Source organism: Pseudoalteromonas sp. B160 (assembly GCF_037162485.1).
GTDB lineage: Bacteria > Pseudomonadota > Gammaproteobacteria > Enterobacterales > Alteromonadaceae > Pseudoalteromonas > Pseudoalteromonas rhizosphaerae.
Map to the genome: position 1 here is coordinate 1,647,767 of NZ_JARLUX010000001.1, position 24,884 is coordinate 1,672,650.

Annotated in this window: 30 protein-coding genes and 2 pseudogenes; 5 read left to right on the forward strand and 27 right to left on the reverse strand. The window is 40.8% G+C overall.

Features of this window, described 5'->3' with window-relative positions:
• Positions 1-205: 205 nt before the first annotated feature.
• Positions 206-388: a hypothetical protein gene (locus tag P4S61_RS07630; RefSeq protein ID WP_337118069.1), complete on the forward strand. Its 183-nt coding sequence runs from the start codon at positions 206-208 to the stop codon at positions 386-388.
• Positions 349-1,254 carry a ribosome small subunit-dependent GTPase A gene (gene rsgA, locus P4S61_RS07635; protein ID WP_442961554.1) on the forward strand — a complete coding sequence of 302 codons (906 nt, stop codon included), beginning with the start codon at positions 349-351 and terminating at the stop codon, positions 1,252-1,254. The genes P4S61_RS07630 and rsgA overlap by 40 nt, the downstream gene beginning before the upstream one ends.
• A gap of 83 nt (positions 1,255-1,337) precedes the next feature.
• Here the strand turns inward: rsgA and P4S61_RS07640 are convergent, their stop codons facing one another.
• Positions 1,338-2,234: a LysR family transcriptional regulator gene (locus P4S61_RS07640; protein WP_182783889.1), complete on the reverse strand. Its 897-nt coding sequence runs from the start codon at positions 2,232-2,234 to the stop codon at positions 1,338-1,340.
• 126 nt (positions 2,235-2,360) lie between these two features.
• Here P4S61_RS07640 and P4S61_RS07645 point away from each other — a divergent pair.
• Positions 2,361-2,929, forward strand: a pseudogene (locus P4S61_RS07645) (NADPH-dependent FMN reductase).
• Positions 2,930-2,934: 5 nt separating this feature from the next.
• On the opposite strand, the gene P4S61_RS07650 reads toward P4S61_RS07645, so the two are convergent.
• The gene (locus tag P4S61_RS07650) at positions 2,935-3,381 is read right to left on the reverse strand and encodes a tellurite resistance TerB family protein (protein WP_145242439.1); all 447 of its coding nucleotides are present in this window, start codon (positions 3,379-3,381) and stop codon (positions 2,935-2,937) included.
• Positions 3,382-3,477: 96 nt separating this feature from the next.
• On the opposite strand from P4S61_RS07650, the gene P4S61_RS07655 reads away from it, so the two are divergent.
• Positions 3,478-3,849, forward strand: coding sequence for a hypothetical protein (locus P4S61_RS07655; RefSeq protein WP_145242437.1), 372 nt, complete (start codon positions 3,478-3,480; stop codon positions 3,847-3,849).
• Positions 3,850-3,852: 3 nt separating this feature from the next.
• Here the strand turns inward: P4S61_RS07655 and P4S61_RS07660 are convergent, their stop codons facing one another.
• The 25 genes and pseudogenes from P4S61_RS07660 to fabR all read right to left on the reverse strand — a co-directional run bounded on the left by P4S61_RS07660 (position 3,853) and on the right by fabR (position 23,612).
• Positions 3,853-4,446, reverse strand: coding sequence for a hypothetical protein (locus P4S61_RS07660; protein ID WP_182758019.1), 594 nt, complete (start codon positions 4,444-4,446; stop codon positions 3,853-3,855).
• Positions 4,447-4,571: 125 nt separating this feature from the next.
• Positions 4,572-5,153, reverse strand: coding sequence for a hypothetical protein (locus P4S61_RS07665; protein ID WP_337118070.1), 582 nt, complete (start codon positions 5,151-5,153; stop codon positions 4,572-4,574).
• A gap of 60 nt (positions 5,154-5,213) precedes the next feature.
• A complete protein-coding gene (locus P4S61_RS07670) occupies positions 5,214-5,537 on the reverse strand; it encodes a hypothetical protein (protein WP_337118071.1) in 324 nt (107 codons plus the stop codon).
• Positions 5,538-5,655: 118 nt separating this feature from the next.
• On the reverse strand, positions 5,656-6,288 hold the full coding sequence (gene leuD, locus P4S61_RS07675; RefSeq protein ID WP_337118072.1) for a 3-isopropylmalate dehydratase small subunit: 633 nt from the start codon (positions 6,286-6,288) through the stop codon (positions 5,656-5,658).
• Positions 6,254-7,654, reverse strand: a complete 1,401-nt coding sequence (leuC, locus tag P4S61_RS07680; RefSeq protein WP_145242429.1) for a 3-isopropylmalate dehydratase large subunit — start codon at positions 7,652-7,654, stop codon at positions 6,254-6,256. Before leuC ends, leuD begins: the two co-directional genes overlap by 35 nt.
• Before the next feature lie 75 nt (positions 7,655-7,729).
• On the reverse strand, positions 7,730-8,806 hold the full coding sequence (gene leuB / locus P4S61_RS07685) for a 3-isopropylmalate dehydrogenase (RefSeq protein ID WP_182735445.1): 1,077 nt from the start codon (positions 8,804-8,806) through the stop codon (positions 7,730-7,732).
• Positions 8,803-10,356 (reverse strand): 2-isopropylmalate synthase, encoded by a 1,554-nt coding sequence (leuA, locus tag P4S61_RS07690; protein ID WP_145242424.1) that lies wholly within the window; start codon positions 10,354-10,356, stop codon positions 8,803-8,805. The genes leuB and leuA overlap by 4 nt, the downstream gene beginning before the upstream one ends.
• A gap of 435 nt (positions 10,357-10,791) precedes the next feature.
• Positions 10,792-11,856 (reverse strand): annotated as a pseudogene (locus P4S61_RS22920) (hypothetical protein).
• 98 nt (positions 11,857-11,954) lie between these two features.
• Entirely contained in the window at positions 11,955-12,317 is a 363-nt protein-coding gene (locus tag P4S61_RS07705; protein WP_182758012.1) for a hypothetical protein, read from the reverse strand.
• Between the two features lies 1 nt (position 12,318).
• Positions 12,319-12,681 (reverse strand): peptidoglycan-binding domain-containing protein, encoded by a 363-nt coding sequence (locus tag P4S61_RS07710; RefSeq protein WP_337118075.1) that lies wholly within the window; start codon positions 12,679-12,681, stop codon positions 12,319-12,321.
• Positions 12,632-12,916 (reverse strand): hypothetical protein, encoded by a 285-nt coding sequence (locus tag P4S61_RS07715; protein WP_337118076.1) that lies wholly within the window; start codon positions 12,914-12,916, stop codon positions 12,632-12,634. Before P4S61_RS07715 ends, P4S61_RS07710 begins: the two co-directional genes overlap by 50 nt.
• Complete coding sequence (locus P4S61_RS07720; protein ID WP_337118077.1) at positions 12,913-13,518, reverse strand: hypothetical protein; 606 nt, start codon at positions 13,516-13,518, stop codon at positions 12,913-12,915. The genes P4S61_RS07715 and P4S61_RS07720 overlap by 4 nt, the downstream gene beginning before the upstream one ends.
• A gap of 361 nt (positions 13,519-13,879) precedes the next feature.
• Positions 13,880-14,539 carry a hypothetical protein gene (locus P4S61_RS07725; protein ID WP_337118078.1) on the reverse strand — a complete coding sequence of 220 codons (660 nt, stop codon included), beginning with the start codon at positions 14,537-14,539 and terminating at the stop codon, positions 13,880-13,882.
• A 34-nt stretch (positions 14,540-14,573) separates the two neighbouring features.
• The gene (locus P4S61_RS07730; protein ID WP_337118079.1) at positions 14,574-14,903 is read right to left on the reverse strand and encodes a hypothetical protein; all 330 of its coding nucleotides are present in this window, start codon (positions 14,901-14,903) and stop codon (positions 14,574-14,576) included.
• 20 nt (positions 14,904-14,923) lie between these two features.
• Positions 14,924-15,253, reverse strand: a complete 330-nt coding sequence (locus P4S61_RS07735) for a hypothetical protein (RefSeq protein WP_337118080.1) — start codon at positions 15,251-15,253, stop codon at positions 14,924-14,926.
• 28 nt (positions 15,254-15,281) lie between these two features.
• Entirely contained in the window at positions 15,282-15,875 is a 594-nt protein-coding gene (locus P4S61_RS07740) for a hypothetical protein (protein ID WP_337118081.1), read from the reverse strand.
• Positions 15,876-15,895: 20 nt separating this feature from the next.
• Positions 15,896-16,501: a hypothetical protein gene (locus tag P4S61_RS07745; RefSeq protein WP_337118082.1), complete on the reverse strand. Its 606-nt coding sequence runs from the start codon at positions 16,499-16,501 to the stop codon at positions 15,896-15,898.
• Between the two features lie 17 nt (positions 16,502-16,518).
• Positions 16,519-16,845 (reverse strand): hypothetical protein, encoded by a 327-nt coding sequence (locus P4S61_RS07750; protein WP_337118083.1) that lies wholly within the window; start codon positions 16,843-16,845, stop codon positions 16,519-16,521.
• 17 nt (positions 16,846-16,862) lie between these two features.
• A complete protein-coding gene (locus P4S61_RS07755; RefSeq protein WP_337118084.1) occupies positions 16,863-17,522 on the reverse strand; it encodes a hypothetical protein in 660 nt (219 codons plus the stop codon).
• A gap of 22 nt (positions 17,523-17,544) precedes the next feature.
• A complete protein-coding gene (locus P4S61_RS07760; protein WP_337118085.1) occupies positions 17,545-17,886 on the reverse strand; it encodes a hypothetical protein in 342 nt (113 codons plus the stop codon).
• Between the two features lie 20 nt (positions 17,887-17,906).
• Positions 17,907-19,763, reverse strand: coding sequence for a hypothetical protein (locus P4S61_RS07765; RefSeq protein WP_337118086.1), 1,857 nt, complete (start codon positions 19,761-19,763; stop codon positions 17,907-17,909).
• Positions 19,757-20,968: a toxin VasX gene (locus P4S61_RS07770; protein WP_337118087.1), complete on the reverse strand. Its 1,212-nt coding sequence runs from the start codon at positions 20,966-20,968 to the stop codon at positions 19,757-19,759. Before P4S61_RS07770 ends, P4S61_RS07765 begins: the two co-directional genes overlap by 7 nt.
• Position 20,969: 1 nt before the next feature.
• The gene (locus P4S61_RS07775; protein WP_337118088.1) at positions 20,970-21,638 is read right to left on the reverse strand and encodes a PGRP and LysM peptidoglycan-binding domain-containing protein; all 669 of its coding nucleotides are present in this window, start codon (positions 21,636-21,638) and stop codon (positions 20,970-20,972) included.
• A 49-nt stretch (positions 21,639-21,687) separates the two neighbouring features.
• Positions 21,688-22,866, reverse strand: a complete 1,179-nt coding sequence (locus P4S61_RS07780; protein WP_337118089.1) for a hypothetical protein — start codon at positions 22,864-22,866, stop codon at positions 21,688-21,690.
• A 122-nt stretch (positions 22,867-22,988) separates the two neighbouring features.
• The gene (gene fabR / locus P4S61_RS07785; protein ID WP_182719645.1) at positions 22,989-23,612 is read right to left on the reverse strand and encodes an HTH-type transcriptional repressor FabR; all 624 of its coding nucleotides are present in this window, start codon (positions 23,610-23,612) and stop codon (positions 22,989-22,991) included.
• A 126-nt stretch (positions 23,613-23,738) separates the two neighbouring features.
• Here fabR and P4S61_RS07790 point away from each other — a divergent pair, with 126 nt between their 5' ends.
• A complete protein-coding gene (locus P4S61_RS07790) occupies positions 23,739-24,872 on the forward strand; it encodes an acyl-CoA desaturase (RefSeq protein WP_182760444.1) in 1,134 nt (377 codons plus the stop codon).
• Positions 24,873-24,884 lie beyond the last annotated feature (12 nt).

A 24,884-nucleotide genomic window follows, 5' to 3' on the forward strand; every position in this document is an offset into this window, starting at 1 on the left:
ATAGTGCCAACTGGTGTAAAACCACAATAAACATCTAAACAGGAGATATTTGATGATTGTATTAAACCCCCTTGCTGGGCAAGTAAGTGCTTAATTTTATTTTTTAATATTAAGTTTTGCTCGGCCATTAGCCGGGCGCTGTTGATAGCTAAAATTTAACAGCAAACCCCTTTGTTATTTTTACTCTTTGCAGTAATGGGGTTATATGAATACTAATTTAAGTTTAAGCCAACTGGGTTGGCGCGCATTTTTCCAACAACAACTTACGCTCAATGATTTAGAGCACACACTGATTGCACGGATCATTACCTACCATCGCGACCACTTTGTTGTACAGAGTGAGCAGGGTTGCCACAAGGTATTGGTAAATTCAGATCATCCCCCTTAACTGTGGGTGACTGGATATTACTTACGCAACACAACGAACACTGGCTGTTTACCCGATTGCTTGAGCGCTTAACATTGCTCAGTCGCAAAAGTGCGGGAAGTAAATTAAGTGAACAGCTTATTGGCGCTAATATTGATACTTTGTTTATTGTCAGCTCGCATAATCAAGATTTCAATCTAAGCCGCTTTGAACGCTACTTAGCGTTAGCATATCAAAGTGAGTGTTTACCCGTTGTTGTACTGACCAAACGCGATCAATGTGCAGAACCAGAGCAACATATAGCACAACTAACAGCGCTTGATAATCACTTAACCGTGCTGTCTGTTAATGCATTAGAGCGTGGCAGTGTTGAGCAATTAATGCCATGGTGCGGCAAAGGTCAAACATTAGCTTTTGTTGGGTCTTCGGGTGTAGGTAAATCCAGCTTAGTTAATAGCTTATGTGAACAGCAGCTAAGTGACACTGGTGCAATTCGTGAGGACGACAGCAAAGGTCGCCACACCACGACTCATCGAGCATTGCATGTTCTTAACGTAGGAGCGCTGTTACTCGATACTCCCGGCATACGAGAGCTGCAACTAAGTGACTGTCAACAAGGTGTAGAGCTTACTTTTAACGATATAAGTGAACTGGCGCAGCAGTGTCGATTTGCCGATTGTAGTCATCAGCTAGAACCCGGTTGTCAGGTGCTAGCTGCGTTACAAAAAGGCTTATTAACGCAGCGGCGTATCACTAATTATCAAAAACTGTTAAAAGAGCAGCAACGCAATACTCAGAGCCTTGCGCAATTACGTAGCCAAGATAGAAGCTTAGGTCGGTTTTATCGTAACGTACAAGCAGACATGCGTAATTTAAAAGGACGTTAATTAATTTTTCTCAGTCGTTAAACAAAACGTGGCTAAATACTGTTTAGCCACGTTTTTGCTGATAGAAAGATTAACCAGCTAAATTACGCGAGCTTATGCTCCTTAAAATACGCTTTTAAAAGCTGACTGAACGCCTGTACCTTAGCTGTTCGGTGCACTAAGTGATGGGTTACTAGCCATAAATCCGTTGGCCAACTCAGTTCATCCGCTAGTATTGGTACTAAATCAGCATACTGCGCCGCCACGTCATGCTGCATCCCGCCAATTCCCAAGCCTTTAACAATTGCACGGGTTGCCTCTGAGGTTTCAGACACGCGTAATTTCACTTGTGAAGTTGGTATATTTTCATCAACCCAAACAAAATAAGGCACTTTGCCATTATAACCCGCCACCCCCGAAACAAAATTATGCAACGGCAATTGCTTAATACTTTTTGGCACGCCATGCTTATCAATATAACGCTTTGATGCATAAAATCCTGACGACAAATGCGCCAAATGCTGGGCGATATAATCACCTTCATCAGGACGAGGACCTGCGCGAACCGCTATATGTGCTTGGCCGTGGTCAAGACGTAAACGCTTTTGATCTAATATAACTTCCAGCTGCACCTGTGGATGTAAACTTTGAAATTGTTCACACACATCACTCAGTACATCAATAAAACCACTGACCGTTGTAAGCAATAAACTACCACGCAAAGTACTATCTGCGGCAATAATATCATTGTGTAAGCGTTCAAGTTCACTATTAATAGACTGCGCTGCTGTAAAGAGTTTAGCGCCAATCTCAGTTACTTTATAACCCCTGGCATGACGATGAAATAAACGTGCATTTAAACTTTGCTCAAGGTTATTAATGCGCCTAAGTACCGTACTGTGATGAACGTTGAGCTTTTCAGCCGCCGCTGTTAACGTTCCTAACCGCGCAACTTCATAGGCTACTTTTACATCTTGCCAGTCATCAAATTGAATCGCCATACCTGCCCTTAACCTCAAGTGTGCGTATATGCACATAAGTTTTGCGTTTATTTGGCTTTTCTGCAAGTAAATATTTGCTAAAGTAGTTAACAGGCAAACCCAACTACGTTATTGAAGGCGACCACCATGACAGCACCAAAAATTATTGCCTTAGCAGGCAGCTTACGTAAAGACAGCTTTAACCAAAAATTGATCAATGAAGCAGCCCGCTTTGCATTAGAAAGCGGTGCAGAAGTTGAAGTAATTAAACTGGCAGATCTAAACTTACCCATGTTTGACGAAGACGTTGAAGCGCAAGGCACACCAGTAGGCGCTCAGTTATTAAAAGACAAACTACGCGCTGCAGATGGCATCTTACTTGCCAGCCCTGAATATAACGGTTCAATTACGGCGGTACTAAAAATGCCATTGATTGGGCATCACGTACTGAGCAAGGCGCAGTTCCAGCATTTCGTAACAAGGTAACGGCTTTATACGCCTCATCACCGGGAGGCTTAGGTGGCTTACGTGGTCTAAATCACGTTCGCGATATTTTATCGGGTATCGGCAGCTTGGTATTGGCAGATCAACTTGCCGTACCTGCAATTCACACTTTGCTTGATGAAAATGGCCGCATTAGTGACCCAGTGACAGCAGAACGAATTGCAGGCCTTGCTCAGCAGCTCGTCAGCGTTGCCAGCAAATTAAATAAATAAACCGCTTAAGAAAGCTTTGTCGCTGCTAACTTGGCAGCGATAAAATCCTCATGCGCGACATACAACAAGTTAGAAACACGGCGAATTACATACTCTTCTTGCGGATCTAACTCACCATCGGCATACGCTAAGCGCCATAGCAGCTCTATAATTTCAATCCGTTGCTCTGCGCTGCATTGATCATTAATTTGTTTAGAAAACTGAAAGTAATCAATCGCGTCATCCAAACTTTTTCCTGCGCTTTGCATTAGCTCACTAACGTCTTCATCACTCAAATTAAAATACTTTTTTAAAGTCAGAGATAACGTTTTCAATTCATCGTCTTGCTGCTCGCGATCAGCACGCATGACTTCAATCAATAATGCCGCTACAGCCGTTTTCAAATCATGCTCTTGCAGCTGAGCTGGTTGCTCATCAAAAGCTGAAAATAGTTGTTTTATTTGTTTGAACATCACATTTTCCCTTTTTGGGTGTTAGACTTACAGCATAACTCGTTGCATCACTGTAATTAAATAGTGCGCTCAATACAATAATGGAGTTAAAGGTTTATGAAAGGAAAAACAGCAAATAGGCTAGTAATTATCAGTGCGCTGGCACTATTAATAGGCAGTAATGCGGTATTAGCAGAAAAAGGTGAAACCGAAAAACTCTATGACTTCGATGAAAAAGTCCATTATTACCAAACAAAATTAGACGCAAATAACTATCATCTAGAAATTCAATCTGACGACTATCAGCATTTTAAAAATCAAAGTGTATTTTTATTGCGCCATGCTGATCGTTTATGCCGTGGTAATCCATTTATGCTAAAAGTGACTGATGGTGTACAAGAGTATGATCGTTTCCCAACCAAACCCCGCGCCTATCAGCCGCCTTTAACGGTATTACTACAATGTGAGACAAAGCCCAGCAAAGACTAATCTTTAGTCTTTATAACCCCAAGGCGCTGGCGGTGGTGTAATTGGTTTTGTTAAATCAAAATCAACGCGAAACTCGCGGCCTTGGCGAATTAAACGATAAGTAAATTTTTCAGGGTAAATATACATCTGCCATGTATTACCGATAGATTGTGGAATACCTTGGCTAACAAACAATTCTTTTGAATACTGATCCGCAGGGAACGACTGCACGTTAGCAAACCCAGCATCAACTGTATGACCACCGTACATAGTCGATACATCATCAGTCCCATCTTGATGGCGATGATCGTGTTTTAAACTCAAACCACTACCGGTTTTGGTAATGATCCACGTACGTGATGCATCATCACCTACATGAAACGGTACTTGTAACTCGCTATCAGTGCATTTACGAACATGCATGACTAGTTTTTTACCCGCAAACGAGCTAGGACCAGTGGCATTATCAACCGTTACTTTACCCTCAAAAGCTTTACCACAATGGGCGGCAATATTATCAAAAAAGCCATCATGAGTTGGGATAGATACCAAAGGCGCAGGGCGAGCAAACGCCGCCGTAGACGCCAGCAATAAAGTCGCCGCAGTTAATAATTTCATAGCATGTTCCTAAAAGTATAAAGTTGCAGCTTAGCCTGTTAATAAATACAAAGGAAGTAATCGCGGTGAATGGTGGTCCAGCGGTGAGTAAGCTAAAAAAGTTTGCAAGCCAACCATAAAATAGCTTAAACGGCTTTTTCAGCTCGGCTTTTCATCAACTTTAATAGTGAATTATGAAAGTCTTGAAAAATAACCTCACCCCATAATCGAGAGTAAATAGTAAAGTTGGTATTATCTTCAACAGTGGTTTTTAACGTTAAAACGGTTTGTCCATTAGCGGTTTCTGCTAAATAATAGCCACCATAAAGAGGTGAAAAATATTCCCCGCCTAGCTTTACATGTTTATCTAGTGCGTTGTCTGGAATCAAATCAGGGTCGATATCAAACTGGTAGAGCATTTGTTTATTTGGCTGCCAATCCGTTATAACCTCTTTAAATACAACACCATTTTGCCATTTACTAGTTCTCACTGCTCCAACACCTTGTGCATTCATATCCGCCTGCAAAGGGCGAGGAATACCTATTAATTGCGAAAATGACATTGGGAACTCTCCTTCGGCAATGTAACTCACATTCGCTAATTGCCGCCAAACAACGTCTATTGGTGCATTGATAACAATTGAGTTTTTAACTTCATATGTTTGCGATAGCTTTAAAAAATTCACCTCTAGCGGTGATAAAATCAAAGGTATTAATGCCACTGACATGACGACTTTTTTTACTTTCTTTTTCTAATTTACGATGTACAAATCCAGCTAGGACTCCTCCTATACTTGCAAATAACATAAATGCAGGTAGCGCCATGGCGACACAGATACTCCCTCTAAAAGAGTGACTATACTGACCAGTAAAAATACAAAAATAGGCTGCCAAGCCTTAACTGCCATGTGCTTATAAGACATTGATTTATTGAGCTTGCATTCAAAATAAATACGAATATAGCCAATCGCAATGGGGACTAAAAACATAAAAGAAATAGTGACTAAACTGCCGAAGTTAAACGCATCACTAAACTCTAGAAATACCCGTATAGATATGCCGTAAAGCACACCTAAAATAATGCCTATATATTTTGGAGAAAGCGTTCGCATAAATAATTCTTTCAATGTTTAATTACCAATAATGTTCCGAAGTTAACAACTATTTCTAACCGCAGCAATAAAAAACGCGGCCTTAGCCGCGTTTCATTATCTAGTTACTTTTAAACCACTACTGCCAAGGACGCTCGGCGTTAAGCTTTGCTTCAAACGCGTCAATTTGTGGATTTAGCGTTTCGGTCACACCGATAAAATCTAAGCCACTTAATAAGCGCTCTTTTACGTCTTTGCGAATATCAAAGCTAATTGGGGCAAACTTATTGCTGGTCAGCGTTTGGTTTTCAAGATCGATGTCGATATGAATATCGTCGTGTTGCTCGCTCAGTACAAATAAGTCTTCCAATGTTTGTGCTGGTAGTGCAATAGCTAACATCTGGTTATTGCCACAGTTATTAAAGAAAATATCGGCAAAGCTTTCCGCTAAAATCACTTCAAAACCATATTGCTTTAATGCCCATGGAGCGTGCTCACGTGATGAGCCGCAGCCAAAGTTATCGCGAGTTAGTAATATTTGCGCGCCTTGGTAACATGGCCGATTTAAAATAAACTCAGGGTTTGGCTCGTCGTTATCTAAATAGCGCCAATCATAAAACAACGCCGCATCAAAACCATCACGGCTGGTTGAGGTTAAAAACTGCTTTGGAATGATTTGGTCGGTATCGACGTTGTTTTTATCAAGTGGGGCCATTAAGCCACTAAAAAAATGCTCATTAGGCTTCTCCTCTAATATCAACAAAGCGACCATGAATAGCTGCCGCAGCGGCCATTGCAGGGCTTACTAAGTGTGTACGACCACCACGGCCTTGGCGACCTTCAAAGTTACGGTTTGAGGTGGATGCACAGCGCTTGCCTGCACCTAAACGGTCATCGTTCATCGCTAAGCACATTGAGCAACCCGGTTCACGCCACTCAAAACCAGCAGCTTTGAAAATATCAGCTAGGCCTTCATCTTCAGCTTGTTTTTTCACCAAGCCAGAGCCAGGTACGATTAACGCCTCAACACCAGCAGCCACTTTTTTACCTTCAACAATCTGTGCGGCGGCGCGTAAATCTTCAATTCGGCTGTTGGTACATGAACCAATAAATACCGTATCTACGCTCGCTGACGATAACTTATCACCGGCTGTTAAACCCATGTATTTAAGGGCACTGCGAATCGCATCAGCTTTAATTAAATCAGGCTCTTGATCTGGATCTGGAATGCATTCATCAACACCAATAACTTGCTCAGGGCTAGTGCCCCAAGTAATTTGCGGCTGAATGCTACTCGCTTCTAGTTCAACTTCTAAATCAAACTGCGCACCTTCGTCAGTTTTTAAGGTTTCCCAGTAGGCAACTGCAGCTTCAAAATCATCGCCTTGTGGAGCAAATGGGCGGCCTTTTAAGTAATCATAAGTGATTTGGTCTGAAGCGATTAAACCCGCTTTAGCGCCCATTTCAATACTCATGTTACACAATGTCATACGCGCTTCCATTGACAGTGCTGCAATACCTTCACCACAAAACTCTGCCACATAACCTGTACCACCAGCGGTACCTAGCTTACCAATCACCGCCATGATCAAATCTTTGGCTGTAACCGTTGGACGTAGTACACCATTAATTTGAATTTTTAATGACTTGGCTTTTTTCTGTTGTAGTGTTTGCGTCGCGAGTACGTGCTCAACCTCAGACGTACCAATACCATGGGCCAGTGCACCAAATGCACCGTGAGTAGAGGTATGGCTATCACCACAAACAATGGTAGTGCCAGGTAAAGTAATACCTTGCTCAGGCCCCATTACATGCACTATGCCTTGGTTAATTGAGTTTAAATCGTAAAGTACAATACCAAACTCTTTGCAGTTGGCATCAAGCGCCATCAATTGGTTTTTTGATACTTCACTGGCGGCATCTAATGAGCGGCTTTTGGTCGATACATTATGATCCATCGTTGCGATGGTTTTTTCAGGACAACGCACTTTACGGTTTTTCTCTCGCAGGCCAGCAAAAGCTTGCGGCGATGTCACTTCATGTACTAGATGACGGTCAATATAAAGTAAATCGGTTTGCTCATTAATACTAGCAACTACATGTGCTTGCCAGATTTTATCGTATAACGTTTGGGCCACTTGCTGATCCCCTAATTTGTTTGACTCGCCGCGTGACGGTGCAGCGAGTGAATAATTGTTTAAATACGTGCTGTTTTATATACGAGCGACAATTGCTGCGGCAACGTCTTGCGTTGTATAACCTGCATTTGGGTAAATATCCGGTGTACCTACGCCTGCTTCGACCGCTTCGGCTACTGCTTTTTCAATGCTGCGCGCCGCTTCATCTTGGCCTAGTGAATAACGTAGCATTAACGCGGCACTTAAAATTTGTGCGATTGGGTTTGCAACCCCTTTGCCAGCAATATCAGGTGCCGAACCACCAGCAGGTTCATACATACCAAAGCCTGACTGATTTAAACTTGCCGATGGCAATAAGCCCATAGATCCGGTGATCATCGCGCATTCATCTGACAATATGTCACCAAATAAGTTATCACACAGTAACACATCAAACTGGCTAGGTTGTTTAACCAGTTGCATTGCCGCGTTATCAACGTAAATATAATCAAGGCTTACTTCTGGGAAGTCTTTGCTTACTTCGGTTACTACTTCGCGCCATAATACACTTGATGCTAATACGTTGGCTTTATCAACCGACGTTACATGGTTATTACGTAATTTTGCTGCTTCAAAGGCAAAACGTGCAATGCGTTCAATTTCTTTGCGTGAATAAGTTTGCGTATCAAACGCCACTTCTTCAGCCCCTTCGCCACTGCGGCCTTTTTCGCCAAAGTAAATACCGCCGGTTAATTCACGCACGCATAAGATATCAAAGCCTTTTTCGCTTATATCGGCACGTAATGGCGATGCAGCGCTCAGTGCTGGTAATAGTTGCGCTGGGCGTAAGTTACAAAACAAACCAAAGTGTTTACGTAGTGGCAAAAGTGATGCGCGCTCTGGTTGCTCATTGGCAGGAAGATGCTCCCACTTTGGACCGCCCACTGAACCAAACAAAATTGCATCGGCACTTTCACACGCTGCAAGGGTTTGATCGGGTAACGCTTTACCAAATTGATCAATCGCAGCGCCGCCAATGGCATGATGATGACGAGTTAAAGTAAAACCAAATTTACTGCTCACAGCATCCAATACCTGCTCTGCTGCTGCCATTACTTCTGGGCCGATACCGTCGCCTGCTAATACTGCAACGCTATAATTTGATTGACTCATCCTGCTTTCCTTTGTTGTTTTAAATCAGACACTTTTTGTGCGCGATAAATTAAGTTATAAACGCGGATCATGGCGCGTACTGACGCCTCAACCACATCCGCTGCAATGCCCGCGCCGTGATAAGGGCGGCCATCGTATTTAGCTATTATATTTACTTCACCTAATGAACTGGCACCTTCACCGGTCGCCTCTAGATTAAATTCAATCATTTCAACAGCCATACCCGTTAAACGTTCAATCGCTAAGAATGACGCCTCTACAGGGCCATTGCCGGTAGCCGCTTCTTGTTTAGACTCACCATTAATCGTCATCCCAATCGTTGAGCTTGCTACTGATTGCGAGTTAGACGTTGAGTTAACAAACTCTAATTGGTATTTGTCGTCTTTATCACTGATTTGATTAAAATAAATCATCGCTTCAAGGTCATAGTCGTACACTGTACCTTTTTGATCTGCAAGGGTTAAGAAGCTTTCATATAGGCTATCCATATCGTAATCAGATTTTTGATAGCCTAATTCTTCAAGGCGGTGCTCAATAACATGACGACCCGAACGTGAGGTCATATTTAATTGGTTATTTGGTACGCCGACGCTTTCTGGTGACATAATTTCATAGGTATTTTGCGCTTTTAATACACCGTCTTGATGAATACCTGAACTGTGGGCAAAAGCATTCTCGCCAACAATCGCTTTGTTAGGTTGTACTGGCATATTACAAATTTTCGCCACTTGGCGTGAGGCGCGATAAATCTCTTCACTGCGAATATCGGTATACACTTTTAAGTGGTCTTGGCGCATCTTCATGATCATCGCCACTTCTTCAAGTGAACAGTTACCCGCACGCTCACCAATACCATTAATAGTACATTCGATTTGCCGTGCACCGGCTTGCACCGCTGCAACAGAATTGGCAACAGCCAAACCTAAATCATTATGACAATGTACACTTAACCGCGCTTTATCAATATTTGGCACGTTATTCATTAAATGGCGGATCATCGCCGCGTATTCGTCTGGCGTAACAAAACCAACCGTATCTGGTAAGTTGATGGTTGATGCACCGGCATTAATCGCCTGCTCAACAATTTTGCATAAATCCCAATGCGGTGTACGGCCTGCGTCTTCGCATGAAAATTCCACATCATCAGTATAATTACGGGCAAGCTTGATTGATTTAACCGCCATGGCTGTCGCATCATCTAAGCTCATACGTAGCTTGTGTTCTAAATGCAAAGGGCTGGTAGCAATAAAAGTATGAATTCGACTTTGTTGTGCTGTGCGAAGTGCTTCGCCACAGGCTTCAATATCTTTAGCAACAGCGCGTGCTAAACCACAAATAATAGGGCCTTTCACTTCTGTCGCTATACGTTGCACTGAACGAAAATCGGCAGGGCTCGAAACCGGAAAACCTACTTCCATCACATCCACATTTAGGCGGCTAATAGTATGTGCCAGCTGGATTTTATCTTCTTCAGTCAGGCTCGCTTTAAGCGCTTGCTCACCATCACGTAAAGTGGTGTCGAAAATCCATACTTTATCTTGTTCTTGCATAATCTACCCTTAATTCTCTGCTGCCCTGGATGCGAGATAAAAAAAACCCCGCGATATGCGGGGTTTTTTGTGTTTACTTAATGCAAATACACTAATCCCCGCTCACGTGCGCTTGCAGTAAGAGGTTCAGTTTTAATGTAATTAAATGAGTGTTTTGCATCGTCTTTACTAAATGTGTGTGTTCAGTGAGCCCTATTTTTAACACTTCAAAACTGCGCATGCAAGCATAATCTCACCTTTAAATGGAATGAAAAACCACAATAAAAGAAAATAAATTTCGTATAAAACCAACTTTACGGTTATATAATTCAAACCAAACCTAAAGCAACCATAATATACTTTACTTTATGGCCGATCCTGCTTAGATAAGTTTTCTATTTTAATTCCCACTGTTGTCTCCACTCTATTCAGATCCTTTGCTCATTTTATGCATTATTATCGTCCTTGTGCTGCTACGTTTGTAATTGCTATTGGAACTAATGTATCAAGACCCCAAATACCCATTTCCTTTACTCGTGTGATTTTTTGCTCACCTGTTAAAATATTCGTTTTAGTAATAATGCTATATATGTCAGGTATTTCATCTCGACTAGCTGGCTCTTTAAAGTCGTTATAACCAAATTTAAGAGTAACATCTTCATCTAATGAAAATATAACTCCACCACCTGTTCCTTTCTCTGAATGCTCTATTTCAGGGTTGGCAAGATTTACCCAGTGAAAATGAAAGTCGTCTCTGCCATGAGTCATAAACGCTAAATATTTTCCATCCGGTGAAATACGGTGGTTTTTCATTTCCCATTCTCTCGGAAAACCAAAATTCACTTTACGCACTATTTCACCATTAAATTTATGTATCCAAAAGCCATCGTGCTTTACCGCTAAAAACTCTTTATCGCCTGGGAGTAAAAATAACTCGTCAGAGTAAATTATTTTACGCTGTGTAAGTGTTGCTGTTGATACTTTGTAGTTGTAATGTTTACCATCTGCATAAAAAATTACATTATCGCTATCTGAGGTCCAGTTAAATGAAGGATGCCCCCCCGCCTGACATGGTGATTAGTTTTTGTTCTTTGGTGTCGTATAACTGGCGCGTCGCTCGGTCATTTATATAACCCGAAATAGCGATATAACGGTTATCTGGTGAGCGAGATGGTGGATGCAATCCCGCAGGTTCCAACTGGGTAAAAATTTCTTCAGGAATTATGCGACGCCTGTCAGAGCCATCTAAACGAGATGACCACAGCGTGCGTACCTCACTGTATTTGTATTTATTCCAAAACATTAACCGCGGGGTTGAGAAGGTATCTGCATCGCCATACACCTCTTCACGAATGTCCATTGGCCACTCTGGGTGGTTTTTATGCTCTTTAGCCCATGGATATTTAGCAACATCAACCTCTGCCTGCTCAGAGCCTTGTGAAGATGGCTCTGAGCAACCGCCTAGTACCAAGCTGGCACAAGAGAGAGCACGCAAAACATGCTGTATTTTTTAAAAAACATCAAAAACTATCCTTTTACTGAATGAGCCCATTTATTGGATTGCAGTAAACAAACTCATTATTTAAAACTTTTTATAATGAAGGAAAAAATGAATACACTTACCCTTCTGTTATCTCTGCCATTATTACCGTGTTTGGTGTTTGCTTGTTAAGCTCGCTGAATGGCACGTTATCAAATATATAGTAAGTAGGCTGGCCGTCGTTTGGGTCTTGTAATAAATCAAAATTGCCGCTTTGGGGTATGTCGGTAAATTCTATACGAACCCAGTTCCCCTCAGGCATTACACGTGATATGGGTTTTATTTGCTGCCAGTTATGTTGATTATTTACCAGCATGAGCTGTTCTTTAGCGTAATTTTTTGCATTAGTATCAACTTGATAAAAAAATACAAAAGCGGGCTTAACAATCGTTAACAGATTTATATTGTTAACTACCATTGGCATACTATGCGGGGCACTCATACTAACTCCCAAATACTTGCTGTAATTTTGCTTTGGTTTTAGGGCCAGGAATACCATCTACATCTAGCTCATGTTGGTACTGAAATTCTTTTACCCCAATGCGTGTTTTTTCTCCCATGACGCCATCAACCTTGCCGCAATTAAACCCCAACATATTACAACGTCCCTGCACGCCAGAAAGCGTGTCGATTGGATCTAGATTGCCTATTTGTACCGCAAAGCCTTTAGTTGGTGTGGTTTCGCCTGCTTTTAAATATAAATCGACGTTGCCAGTAAGTGCGTCGTTATTATTAAGCTCTACTTCGATAAGCCCATCACTTTGCAATACGGTATCGATGCACAACACGTTTACCGGTAATATCATCGCCATCGTCATACGCTACTTTTAAGCGAAAATATTCTTTTTCGTTTTGTACAACAAACGTATTTAGGCTATTGGCGCGCAGCGGCATAAACTTTTCTTTTTTAGGTGGTATGGTAATTTTATCGCCCGGGTAAATTAAGTTTGGATCAGGGCGCAGCGCTCTAAACTCAGCATTACTGGGGTGGTTATAAAGCGCTTTTGAAGTTCTAAAACCATCAGCCCTTACCTTATTCACACAGGGGGAATGGGTAAATTGTCTTTATCAAGCGGGATATCTGTATCGTTCTCTGATAAATGTGTTAACACCGCATTAAGTTGCTGCTCAAAGTCTTTTGGTTTTTCATCATCAAAAAATGCAAAGGGTTTGTCATTTGATTGCCATTGCTCATGCTGCGGCATTACATGCTCGCGGCCATATTCCATAAATTGGCAAATAAATGCCAATACTGGCTCGTACGCATCTTTGCCGTTGTAATAAGGATTATGACGAGGTTGCACCATAAAATTAGCCCATTGCATGTTGTTGTGTTTATCAAAACCACGTGTCTGAATACGCATCATTTGAAAGTCTTCATAAACCCGTAAATCTTTAAAGTGCTGGGCGCGTACTTTGCCTTTGTACCAGAGGTAGACAATTTGTTTATCACGATCAAACACCATCGGCGCTTGACGCTTAAAACGAATAATAAAAAACAACAAAAGTGGAATAGTAATAGCGTAAAAAACTAAAAATGAAATGTCTTTTTTGTAAAAATAACTTCCATAAGCTGTATGTTTATTACTGTGACGAGCATACAAGTAGCTTTTAAACGTCAACTCACCACTTTCATCTAGCAATTTATACCACTTTAAGTGTATTGGGTTTACTTCTGTACTACTAAAATAATTCTCTCCATACTTTTTTTATATAATTCAATACTATCAATAGTTGCTCTCTCTCTTGCACTCAGCTTTTTAATATATTATTAGCATTTAAACATGCAGTAAATAACACAATTAATAACAATGGGATCAGCCCCATATTACGGGCTTTCATTGAATTATTACTAAGCTTACAAATATGTTCATCTACATACACTATCGGTGTTGGCGGCGGCGCCTTCTTTAGTAAGTTGAAAGCTAAGCAGTGCTTTCAACTTATTTGCTAAAGGTATTGGGTAGTGGTGTTTAATCAAAGCCATTAATCTCAACAAATCCTTTATTCATTCTTGTCCACATCCTTATTACTTTCTCTACTCTGGGCCCGACTTAAACGCATACTCATGCTCATATCCATCCCTGTAGATAACGGTAAATTGTCTTTATCAAGCGGGATATCTGTATCGTTCTCTGATAAATGTGTTAACACCGCATTAAGTTGCTGCTCAAAGTCTTTTGGTTTTTCATCATCAAAAAATGCAAAGGGTTTGTCATTTGATTGCCATTGCTCATGCTGCGGCATTACATGCTCGCGGCCATATTCCATAAATTGGCAAATAAATGCCAATACTGGCTCGTACGCATCTTTGCCGTTGTAATAAGGATTATGACGAGGTTGCACCATAAAGTTTGCCCATTGCATGTCACCGCGCTTACCAAGGCTGCGCGTTTGAATACGCATCATTTGAGAGTCTTCATGTATTCGTAGGTCTTTAAAATGCTGGGCGCGAACGTTGCCCTTATACCAGTGATAAACAATTTGCCGATTACGGTCAAACACCATCGGCGCTTGGCGTTTAAAAAAGATCAAAAAATACAATAAGGGCGGAAGTGTCAGTATAATAAAGATTGACACGAAAATATCTTGTTTGAGCCTAAAAGTACGGGCAGATTCAGCTGTTTCATTGTAACGATAATACATGTATCTGCTTAATGACATCTTGCCTTCACCATCGAGCCTTTCGTAGTTATTTTTATCTAAAGGGTGAACGCTTGGTGATAAAAAGTAATTTTCCCCATATTTTTTTATAATATTCAACATCCTCCTGAATATTTTGTTCTGTTGACTTCCACATTGAATAGAAACCAGCTATCTGGTAAAACGCCATAAATGACACCATGAATAACATAGGGATAATGCCCATATTACGGGCTTTAATAGAGTTGTTGCTAAGCTTACAGACATTATCATCAACATAGGTGATTGGCGGTGGTGGCATCTCTGAGCTAGGCAATTTAAATGCCAGCAACGCTTTTATTTTATTGATTAATGGTACTGGGTAAATTGGTTTAATTAATGTCATTGTTTTTTACTTAACCGTATTCATGCTGGAGGAATAGGCAAGTTGTCTTTATCAAGCGGGATATCTGTATCGTTCTCTGATAAATGTGTTAACACTGCATTTAATTGCTGCTCAAAGTCTTTTGGTTTTTCATCATCAAAAAATGCAAAGGGTTTGTCATTTGATTGCCATTGCTCATGCTGCGGCATTACATGCTCGCGGCCATATTCCATAAATTGGCAAATAAATGCCAATACTGGATCGTACGCATCTTTGCCGTTGTAATAAGGATTATGACGAGGTTGCACCATAAAATTAGCCCATTGCATGTTGTTGTGTTTATCAAAACCGCGGGTCTGAATACGCATCATTTGAAAGTCTTCATAAATCCGTAAATCTTTAAAGTGCTGGGCGCGTACCTTTGCCTTTGTACCAGAGGTAGACAATTTGTTTATCACGATCAAACACCATCGGTGCTTGACGTTTAAAACGAATAATAAAAAACAACAAAAGTGGAATAGTAACAGCGTAAAAAACTAAAAGTGAAATGTCTTTTTTAAGGCGATAAGTACCGCCAACTTTGGCAGTTGTATAATAACGATATTGCATATAATTACTTAATGATAGGTCTCCATTTTCATCTAACATCTCGTAATTTCGCTTATCTATAGGGTGAACTTGTGGAGATAAAAAGTAATTTTCGCCATATTCACGTTTATAAAATCTAATTTTGTGTTGTGTCGACTTCTCCTTTTTCTCCCAACCAATACAGAAGTCATCGATATTTAAATATACAGTAAATAAAACCATTAATAACAATGGGATCAGTCCCATATTACGGGCTTTCATTGAATTATTACTAAGCTTACAAACATGCTTATCTACATACACTATCGGTGTTGGCGGCGGTGCCTCTTTAGTGAGTTGAAAGCTAAGTAGTGCTTTCAACTTATTTGCTAAAGGTATTGGGTAATGGTGTTTAATCAAAGCCATTGTTTTTTACTTAACCGTATTCACACTGGAGGAATGGGTAAATTGTCTTTATCAAGCGGGATATCTGTATCGTTCTCTGATAAATGTGTTAACACCGCATTAAGTTGCTGCGCAAAATCTTTTGGTTTTTCATCATCAAAAAATGCAAAGGGTTTGTCATCTGATTGCCATTGCTCATGCTGCGGCATTACATGCTCGCGGCCATATTCCATAAATTGGCAAATAAACGCCAATACTGGCTCGTACGCATCTTTACCGTTGTAATAAGGGTTATGGCGCGGTTGCACCATAAAGTTAGCCCAACGCATATCACCGCGCTTACCAAGGCTGCGCGTTTGAATACGCATCATTTGTGAATCTTCATGTATTCGGAGGTCTTTAAAATGTTGAGCACGGACGTTGCCCTTATACCAGTGATAAACAATTTGCCGATTACGATCAAACACCATCGGCGCTTGGCGCTTAAAAAAGATTAGAAAATACAATAAGGGAGGAAGCGTCAGTATAATAAAGATGGACAAAATTATATCTCGCTTAAGACGAAACGTACCGCCAACATCAGCGGTTTCATAATAGTGATAATGCATATAACGACTTAATGACATTTTGCCATTTTCATCAAACATATCGTAAAAACTTTTACTTACTGGTTCAACATTTGGGGATAAAAAATAATCTTCTCCATGCTTTTTTTATAAAAATCAACCATTTTCATCATACTCTCTTCCGTTGATTTCCACATGGAATAAAAACCAGCTATCTGGTAAAAGGCAATAAATGACACCATGCACAACGCCGGAATAATACCCATATTACGGGCTTTTATTGAGTTGTTACTGAGCTTACAGACATTATCATCAACATAGGTGATCGGCGGTGGTGGCATCTCTTCGTTAGGTAATTTAAATGCCAGCAACGCTTTTATTTTATTGATTAATGGTACTGGGTAAATTGGTTTAATTAATGCCATTAATCTCAACAAATCCTTTATTCATTCTTGTCCACAGCTTTATTACTTTCTCGACTCTCGGCCCTACTTAAACGCATACTCATGCTCATATCCATCCCTGTAGATAAGGGTAAATTGTCTTTATCAAGCGGGATATCTGTATCATTCTCTGACAAATGTGTTAATACCGCATTTAGCTGTTGCTCAAAGTCTTTTGGTTTTTCATCATCAAAAAATGCAAAGGGTTTGTCATCTGATTGCCATTGCTCATGCTGCGGCATTACATGCTCGCGGCCATATTCCATAAATTGGCAAATAAACGCCAATACTGGCTCGTACGCATCTTTACCGTTGTAATAAGGGTTATGGCGCGGTTGCACCATAAAGTTAGCCCAACGCATATCACCGCGCCTACCAAGGCTGCGCGTTTGAATACGCATCATTTGTGAATCTTCATGTATTCGGAGGTCTTTAAAATGTTGAGCACGGACGTTGCCCTTATACCAGTGATAAACAATTTGCCGATTACGATCAAACACCATCGGCGCTTGGCGCTTAAAAAAGATTAAAAAGTACAATAAGGGCGGAAGTGTCAGTATAATAAAGATGGATAAAATTATATCTCGCTTAAGGCGAAACGTACCGCCAACATCAGCGGTTTCATAGTAGTGATAATGCATATAGCGGCTTAATGACATTTTGCCATTTTCATCAAGCCGTTCATAAATATTTTTCCTCACGGGGGGTAAAGTGGAAGATAAAAAATAGTTTTCTCCGTATTTTTTTATAAGAGTCAATATATTCCAAAGTTTCCTGTTCAACTGACTTCCACATAGAATAAAAACCAACTACCTGGTAAAACGCAATAAATGACACCATGAATAACATCGGGATAATGCCCATATTACGTGCTTTAATAGAGTTGTTGCTAAGCTTACAGGCATTATCATCAACATAGATGATCGGCGGTGGTGGCATCTCTGCGCTAGGTAACTTAAATGCCAACAACGCTTTTAATTTATTGACTAAGGGTACTGGGTAAATTGGTTTAATTAATGCCATTATGGCCTCTTTTATTAATTTCAGTTAGGTATAAAATCATTATCAATCATACCAATAATTGCATCGTCAAGGACTTCGTTTTCAATTAAGTAACGCTTAGGCACAATGCTATTAGGGCTAGGCTCATAGTACCAATACAAAGTCACATTGTTTTTGTGCTGATGCTGTAAACTTAACGTAAATTTTGCCATCCCTGATGTTAAAGCGCTTTTTAGTGCGTTTAGCTGCTCTTTTAACTGCTTAGTTAAAGTTGGGGCTTCTTCAGGTACAACTGTATAAATTTCGCTCCCCCCTTTTTGTGATGCAATCGTCGCTCCATCAGCTTGCTCTAATCTATTCACCATGACTTTAAAATGCAGTTGCGATATTCCCTGCTTAAAATTAGGTAAAGTAAAATGGAAATCGGATTGCCCTGTTTTATGCTCAAGCGCTAATAACGGGCGATTAAATAAATTTTCAAATTCTTGTAATTCCACTTTGTAAGCATTAGCTATTTTTTGCTCTTTATATATATCAAAAGCTATATCTATCCTTACATTTATAAATGGCCTAGGTTTAGATGTATAAAACGGATTATACTTATCACCCTTATCCCAAAATGGATACTTACGGCTATTACCCCAAAAACAACAAGAGAGCAATAATTCTACATCGTTTTTACCATGGATAAATGCAACTGCCGCACCAGCACCGATTGCAATTAACCCCACAACAGTTAATAAAAGACTTACTGGCAAGGCGCCAGTTGTTGCTGTTGCACCGGCACCATAAAGCATCGCTTGCCCTGCCAAAATAAAAGAGCCTGCTGAAATAGCTAAGTAGCCAACCCCTTCCTCGTCACTGCCCATATTAAAGGCATGTAAGCTACTTATTGATGAACTAATACCACCAGTAATATTCGCCACTAAAATAAGCCGAGCAGCCACTTTACCCGCAACAAACTCACTTAGTGATTTACTTAAACGTGTTGCCTGCGATGGTAACTTTTGCATTGCTTGTGGCTGTAACAACTTAGGCTGTACCTTAACACCTAGTTTTAGTGTGTCACTTCCTATGGTAGCGATATCAACCGTTAGCGCTGAGAGTACACTCGTCCATGTCATCACAGATTGAAATGTTGAGCGGTTTTTTAGTGGGTTTGTTATATCAAATCGATTTTGATGGATTAGGTCATTAATTGCTGAAAGATTAAAAAAGGCACTTAAACCAGCAAAGCTGCCATCTACTAAAAGCGCTATTTTACTCGCTTCACTGTAAGGACTATGCACAAACTCATAATTATTATAATGACGAGCATCAACCTGAATTTCTGATAGAGTAATTAGCGTGGGGAGTTTAGCGTCTTTTACGCCTTCAACCCAGTCAAATGCCGCTTGCCCTAGCTTAATTTTGCGCTCAGCACTGCCGACATAACGCTCCGCTGTTTGCGGGTTAGTTACATGTAAGGTGTGATTTAAGTTTGAGTCATTGATGACTTGGTTAAGCAGCTTCTCTAGTTGTGGCTCAGTGAGGGAAACTGTTTTATCGAGTATTTGTATACCATACGCGTTTAAGATAGCGGGAACTACTTTGTTGGCGATATAGTTAATACCTGCCCCTGCACTTACACCAAATAGTTTTTTTGCGTAGTCCAAACTCACCTTTGTCGGTGAGTATAACTTAGAGATAAGCGGGGCTATCGTCACCATCAGTCTATCTAAGGCTATTAAGGTGTTTGCAGTAAAGTCTGTGCCCTTTTGTGGTTGCGTAACAATTGGCCTTAAAAAGTAGTGCCAAAATATGGCGATTGGTGACGTATTACTGTTGCTGTCGGCCTGTTCAGCCCCTGCAATAAACAACTGCTCAAAGGCTTTATTTCCAGGTGCTGACGCTAACATTCCGGAAAATATATCACTGTAGATATCGCACACCTTAACAAATTCACTTTCCTGCTCAGCATCTTGTTGGGGCTCTGCAAAAAACTTCGTAGATAGGTATTCAAACTCCCTACTTGATTTTGATGCGGCGCAGCTTCCATAAATGCGCTATACAAATCGACGAACTCTTGCTGGCGTGCTAAGTATGTACGCTGTCGTTTATCCATTGCTTGCCAATAGCGGCCATGCTCTTGCCAGTTGATGTTTTCTGCTAAGGCTTCTTTAATAACTTCGTCTTTACTACTACGAAGCGCTTGTACAAACGCGCCTATTGTGTAGGGATAAATGTTTTGAGCGGATTCGGCTTGCTGTAAAATACACAGCTGAGCATGGGCAAGTGCAATATCTTTTTGTCGTCCAACAGGGTCAAATAACGCAACAATTTTAGATTTTTTAGAAAACCTCAATGTGTGATTGATAAGTAAGGAAATGTAACTTGCATCAAGCTCGTAGGAGTCATCCGTAGTTAGTACATCTAAACTAATTTCATTTTGATCAGCCTCTGTACTTGCTTGAAACTTTAAAAAACGCTCTTTGCGCTCTCTGTAATCTTCAACAAGCTTCCATAAATTGGTTTCTGTTGCTGGAACAAAGTCCTGCCCGTCTTCTTTTTGAAGGTCAATTAACTGCATGCATTCGCGACGAAAGCTTTGCTGACTTTGCAGCTTATCGATTACTTCCTTCGCTAATTCATGCTCGGTATAAACAATAGAGACTTTTTTTGCTTCTCTACTGGCAAATACAAAACCATAGCTACCATCATCAGAAAGCTTACACTTTTTATGTGTATCCACTTCGATACCTTGAGAAGCATCGACACCATTCTTAAATGTGTATTTAACAAAGTGTTCAGTCGCTACGCCTTTATCACTTTTGCGTTTTTCATATTTAAAAATATGCAGTAAATCTGTTGCAGGATTATCTTCATCAAATAGATAAACCCAGCCTTCACGCAGTAAACGAACAATATAACCCTGCCCATCTTTAATCGTTCTTGCATGTAATAACGTATTCAAATCTGTAGGTAGCGCATTTTCATGTAATGTTTCTTCAAAAAAATTGGCATAGGCATATCGCACGGGATAAATAGGTGTCACTTCAGTATCAACTATCACTTTATTGATGCTATTAACCGCCATAGGTAAGGCATTCTTTGCTGTATTCATTCTATTCCTTAGATTTAGAACCATAAACTTGCTTTAACTTAGCTTTTGTTTTTTCCCCTGCTATGGCGTCAACCTCTAAGCCATGTACAAATTGAAACCCCTTAACACCGGCTTTAGTTTTTGCGCCGTTAACGCCATCAACTGTGCCACAGTCAAAGCCCAATAAATTGCAGCGTGCTTGCACACCTGAAAGTGTATCGATGGGGTCTAAATGACCAACTTGTGCGGTAAAACTTTCACTGGGTGAGCTTTGATCTTCCTTGAGATATAAATCAACCTGAGCGGTGAGCGTGTCGTTCTCATTTAGCTCAACTTCAACTAGGCCGTCGCTCGGTAAAACGGTATCGATAGTTTGGCTGCCTATGTTGAGTACAATACGTTTGCCAGTGATGTCATCACCATCTTCATGAATTATTTGCAGGCGAAAATATTCTTTTTCGTTTTGTACAACAAACGTATTTAGGCTGTTGGCTCGCAGCGGCATAAACTTTTCTTTTTTAGGTGGTATGGTAATAACGTCACCAGGGTAAATTAAGTTTGGATCAGGGCGCAGCGCTCTAAATTCAGCATTACTGGGGTGGTTATACAAGGCGGTTGAGGTTTTATAACCATATTGGCGTGCTATGCGTAGCAGTGTTTCGCCTTGTGCGACGGTGTGTTGTTGTGTCATTGAAATATCCTTATCCCTAAATATAAATATCGCCAGAGCAAGTCTACGTTTAGGTGATGTTGCCTACTGACCAATCGTGATCGGCGAGTTCAAAAAAGCTGACTTTGGCGTTTTCGAAATCAGGGCCTGATACGTTGGCGTAGCCGTTTTGATCGAGCTGTCCGGTGATAATATGGCCGTTACGTAAGCGAATTTTGTACCCCATATTCGCTTGCGGCTCGCCTACTTCATCACGCAATTCAATTTCGTAGCCTAACGCGGGCTGTTCAACGGTAAAGGTAGTGGTATCTACTGCGCCGCTGGCAGTGACAATAACGTTATAAAGTCCGGGCTTTACAGCAAAAAAATGCTGCCAAAATGAGACTTCGTCAGGGCGTTTTTTATCGAGTTGTAAGGTTACTTGCCCGCTGGTTGGCCCTTGCCACTTAATAACCACGCTGCGGCTGTTGCTGCTTGAGCCTTCGATATTAAGCTTCCAGCCATCGGGCACGCGTAAGCTAGTGCCGGGCTTGGCTGGTTTGCGATTACTAAAGCCTAGGTTGTAGTCGTAGATTAAATTGGCATTTTTATAGCCGGTATATTGCTGGGCGAGCTGCTCTACGCTTTCACTCGCTTGTAAAAGATGATTTGAAAAATTTTGCCTAACTTGATGCGACGCTTTTAGCAATACAGTACTTTGCAAAATAGGCTTATATATACATACTGCGGGTAAGTGAACTTCAACAACTGTTGGCTTTAAAGCACGGCTATTTTGCTGCATTGATTGCGCAATATACTTTGCTTGGCCTTCGCCATACTGGCTATTGAGTAGCGCTGGATTTGCTAAGAAGTTTGCTTGGTTGGAGTCACTTAAAAAATGCTCCGAAGCCGAATAATCAGGTGCGGCATTAGCTCCACCGGATGACGAAAACTTAGTGGTACTCACAGGATCTTTTGGATAAACAGCTAAGCCTTGCGCGGTATTTTTATAGGTGTTGTAGCTGACTTTTCGCCATGTTTTTTCATTTGCCCAAAATTGGCTGCGGGGATCATCACGTAGCCGTGCGGCTTGGCGTTTATCAATTACACCATACTGATTATCTTGAATAAGCCGTTGTAGTTTTTTCGGTAATAAAAAGAATTCAGCTCGCCTGACGTACGCAAACGTTACAACAGGTTCGGTTGCTTCATCTTTTATTTCATCAAAAATATGGGCGTGTTGAAAGTTCACCGCGTCCTTGGTGAGCATGTGCATCCTCGCTTTCTCTAATGCAGAGATTTAATTTTTTAAGTATAAACTTTAGCTTGTAATAATAAAGAAGTAGGAACAAAAAATCTACAAGCATTTATGCTGATTATTCACTTGTGTTATTATTCACTTGTGTTTTTATTCTCTCGCACATAATTACTAGCGCCACGCGTTATATAACGTAATTGCCAAATTAAACGCTCGACTAACTCTTCTCGTTGTTGCCCTTCTATGTCTAATGCTTCAGCACCGGCATTAAATACTAGCGTGACCATGGCCTCTGCTTGAATATACGCATGAGTTGCATCGCACGGGGTTTCGCTTTCAAGATAATGAGCAAGCTCTAAAATAAAGTGTTTAATTTCACGGGCTACAGCGGCACGAAATGCTTTAGAGGTGCCGGAGCGTTCACGCAGTAATAATCTGAATTGATTACTGGAGTTATCAATAAACTCCATAAAAGTAACAATCGAGGTGGTGATAATGCTACCGCCACTGGCTATACGGCGGCGCGCTTGGCGCATTAGCTGGCGCAGCGTTAAACCGGCTTCATCGACCATGGTTAAACCCAGTTCATTCATGTCTTTAAAGTGGCGGTAAAATGAGGTTGGTGCTATACCTGCTTCACGGGCAACTTCACGTAAACTTAAATTAGAAAAGCTATGATCGGCGCTTAATTGGTTAAATGCCGCTTCAATTAAAGCTTGTCGTGTTTTTTGTTTCTGTTGCGCGCGAACACCCGACATGAACTACTCCTGATTTAATTTAAATCAATTTATGGTGATTTTTATCTTAATTCTCCAGTCTAATACTTGACGGCAAGAGAATGAAATATTATTTTAGCTTACAAGTGTACGCTCAGATTTGAAAAGATGAAAAAACCACCGATTATTTGGACCAATGTCCTATTTTTTAGTATTACTTTTTTGGCTGCTGCCACATTAGTGCCTTGGTATGGGTTTACCCATGGCTTTACCAGTAGTCATTGGATCGCATTTGTTGCTTGTATGTTTTATGCTGGTATGTCAATTACCGCAGGCTACCATCGCTTATGGGCCCATAAAACTTACGACGCTCATCCTGTTGTAGAAGCCTTTTTTGCTCTAGGTGGTGCTTTTGCACTACAAAATAGTGCGCTGCACTGGAGCAGCGATCACCGCGTTCATCATGGCCAAGTTGATGACCCTATAAAAGACCCTTATGCAGCAACTAATGGCTTTTGGTATAGCCACATAGGTTGGATGTTACGCGATTACCAAGGCGACAGTTATGGTGATTATAGTAATTGTCGTGATTTACAACGCAATAAAATAGTGATGTGGCAACACCGTCATTATATGAAATTAGTATTAGCAACTAATATTGGTATCCCTGCCCTGCTGGGTTTAATAATTGGTGATGTAATTGGCATGCTGTTGTTAGCTGGATTGTTGCGTTTGGTATTGAGCCAGCATTTCACCTTTTTTATTAATTCGGTGGCGCATATCTGGGGCTCTCGACCTTACACCGAAAAAAACACTGCTCGTGATAACGGGGTACTAGCCTTGTTTACTTATGGCGAGGGTTACCATAACTTTCATCATATTTTTGCCAGTGATTATCGCAATGGCATAAAATGGTTTCATTATGATCCCACAAAATGGATGATCCGCGCTTTTGCGGCTGTTGGACTTGCTAAAAAATTAAAACGTACGCCGGTTGAGCGCATCGAAAAAGCCAAAGCCGAAACGTTAATGAATAGAACGCAAAACCGTTTAGCGAAATTGCCTTTAGCGCAAGATAAGCTTACATTATTGCAGCAAGAGTACGATTTATTGCTGAAAAAGCTACAACACTTTTGCGCACTAAAAAAGCAAGTTTTAGAAGTTAAAAAGAATAACATGCTGCAACAATGCGAAAAATCAGCTTTAATGACACAATATCATGAGTTGGAAGCAGCCTGGGAAAATCAAAAGCAGGCGTGGCTTGCACTCAATGCGAGGTTATTAAAAGCCTCTTTTAGTTAATGTAGGAGTGGC

Bases quoted from the DNA above. Each gene is read 5' to 3' on its own strand.
- P4S61_RS07630 (WP_337118069.1), top strand. From the start codon at position 206: ATGAATACTAATTTAAGTTTAAGCCAACTGGGTTGGCGCGCATTTTTC.
- P4S61_RS07640 (WP_182783889.1), bottom strand. From the start codon at position 2,234: ATGGCGATTCAATTTGATGACTGGCAAGATGTAAAAGTAGCCTATGAA.
- P4S61_RS07650 (WP_145242439.1), bottom strand. From the start codon at position 3,381: ATGTTCAAACAAATAAAACAACTATTTTCAGCTTTTGATGAGCAACCA.
- P4S61_RS07655 (WP_145242437.1), top strand. From the start codon at position 3,478: ATGAAAGGAAAAACAGCAAATAGGCTAGTAATTATCAGTGCGCTGGCA.
- P4S61_RS07660 (WP_182758019.1), bottom strand. From the start codon at position 4,446: ATGAAATTATTAACTGCGGCGACTTTATTGCTGGCGTCTACGGCGGCG.
- P4S61_RS07665 (WP_337118070.1), bottom strand. From the start codon at position 5,153: ATGTCAGTGGCATTAATACCTTTGATTTTATCACCGCTAGAGGTGAAT.
- P4S61_RS07670 (WP_337118071.1), bottom strand. From the start codon at position 5,537: ATGCGAACGCTTTCTCCAAAATATATAGGCATTATTTTAGGTGTGCTT.
- leuD (WP_337118072.1), bottom strand. From the start codon at position 6,288: ATGGTCGCTTTGTTGATATTAGAGGAGAAGCCTAATGAGCATTTTTTT.
- leuB (WP_182735445.1), bottom strand. From the start codon at position 8,806: ATGAGTCAATCAAATTATAGCGTTGCAGTATTAGCAGGCGACGGTATC.
- leuA (WP_145242424.1), bottom strand. From the start codon at position 10,356: ATGCAAGAACAAGATAAAGTATGGATTTTCGACACCACTTTACGTGAT.
- P4S61_RS07705 (WP_182758012.1), bottom strand. From the start codon at position 12,317: ATGAGTGCCCCGCATAGTATGCCAATGGTAGTTAACAATATAAATCTG.
- P4S61_RS07710 (WP_337118075.1), bottom strand. From the start codon at position 12,681: ATGATATTACCGGTAAACGTGTTGTGCATCGATACCGTATTGCAAAGT.
- P4S61_RS07725 (WP_337118078.1), bottom strand. From the start codon at position 14,539: ATGTCATTAAGCAGATACATGTATTATCGTTACAATGAAACAGCTGAA.
- P4S61_RS07730 (WP_337118079.1), bottom strand. From the start codon at position 14,903: ATGACATTAATTAAACCAATTTACCCAGTACCATTAATCAATAAAATA.
- P4S61_RS07735 (WP_337118080.1), bottom strand. From the start codon at position 15,253: ATGATGCGTATTCAGACCCGCGGTTTTGATAAACACAACAACATGCAA.
- P4S61_RS07740 (WP_337118081.1), bottom strand. From the start codon at position 15,875: ATGGCTTTGATTAAACACCATTACCCAATACCTTTAGCAAATAAGTTG.
- P4S61_RS07745 (WP_337118082.1), bottom strand. From the start codon at position 16,501: ATGTTTGATGAAAATGGCAAAATGTCATTAAGTCGTTATATGCATTAT.
- P4S61_RS07750 (WP_337118083.1), bottom strand. From the start codon at position 16,845: ATGGCATTAATTAAACCAATTTACCCAGTACCATTAATCAATAAAATA.
- P4S61_RS07755 (WP_337118084.1), bottom strand. From the start codon at position 17,522: ATGTCATTAAGCCGCTATATGCATTATCACTACTATGAAACCGCTGAT.
- P4S61_RS07760 (WP_337118085.1), bottom strand. From the start codon at position 17,886: ATGGCATTAATTAAACCAATTTACCCAGTACCCTTAGTCAATAAATTA.
- P4S61_RS07765 (WP_337118086.1), bottom strand. From the start codon at position 19,763: ATGTTAGCGTCAGCACCTGGAAATAAAGCCTTTGAGCAGTTGTTTATT.
- P4S61_RS07770 (WP_337118087.1), bottom strand. From the start codon at position 20,968: ATGAATACAGCAAAGAATGCCTTACCTATGGCGGTTAATAGCATCAAT.
- P4S61_RS07775 (WP_337118088.1), bottom strand. From the start codon at position 21,638: ATGACACAACAACACACCGTCGCACAAGGCGAAACACTGCTACGCATA.
- P4S61_RS07780 (WP_337118089.1), bottom strand. From the start codon at position 22,866: ATGCTCACCAAGGACGCGGTGAACTTTCAACACGCCCATATTTTTGAT.
- fabR (WP_182719645.1), bottom strand. From the start codon at position 23,612: ATGTCGGGTGTTCGCGCGCAACAGAAACAAAAAACACGACAAGCTTTA.
- P4S61_RS07790 (WP_182760444.1), top strand. From the start codon at position 23,739: ATGAAAAAACCACCGATTATTTGGACCAATGTCCTATTTTTTAGTATT.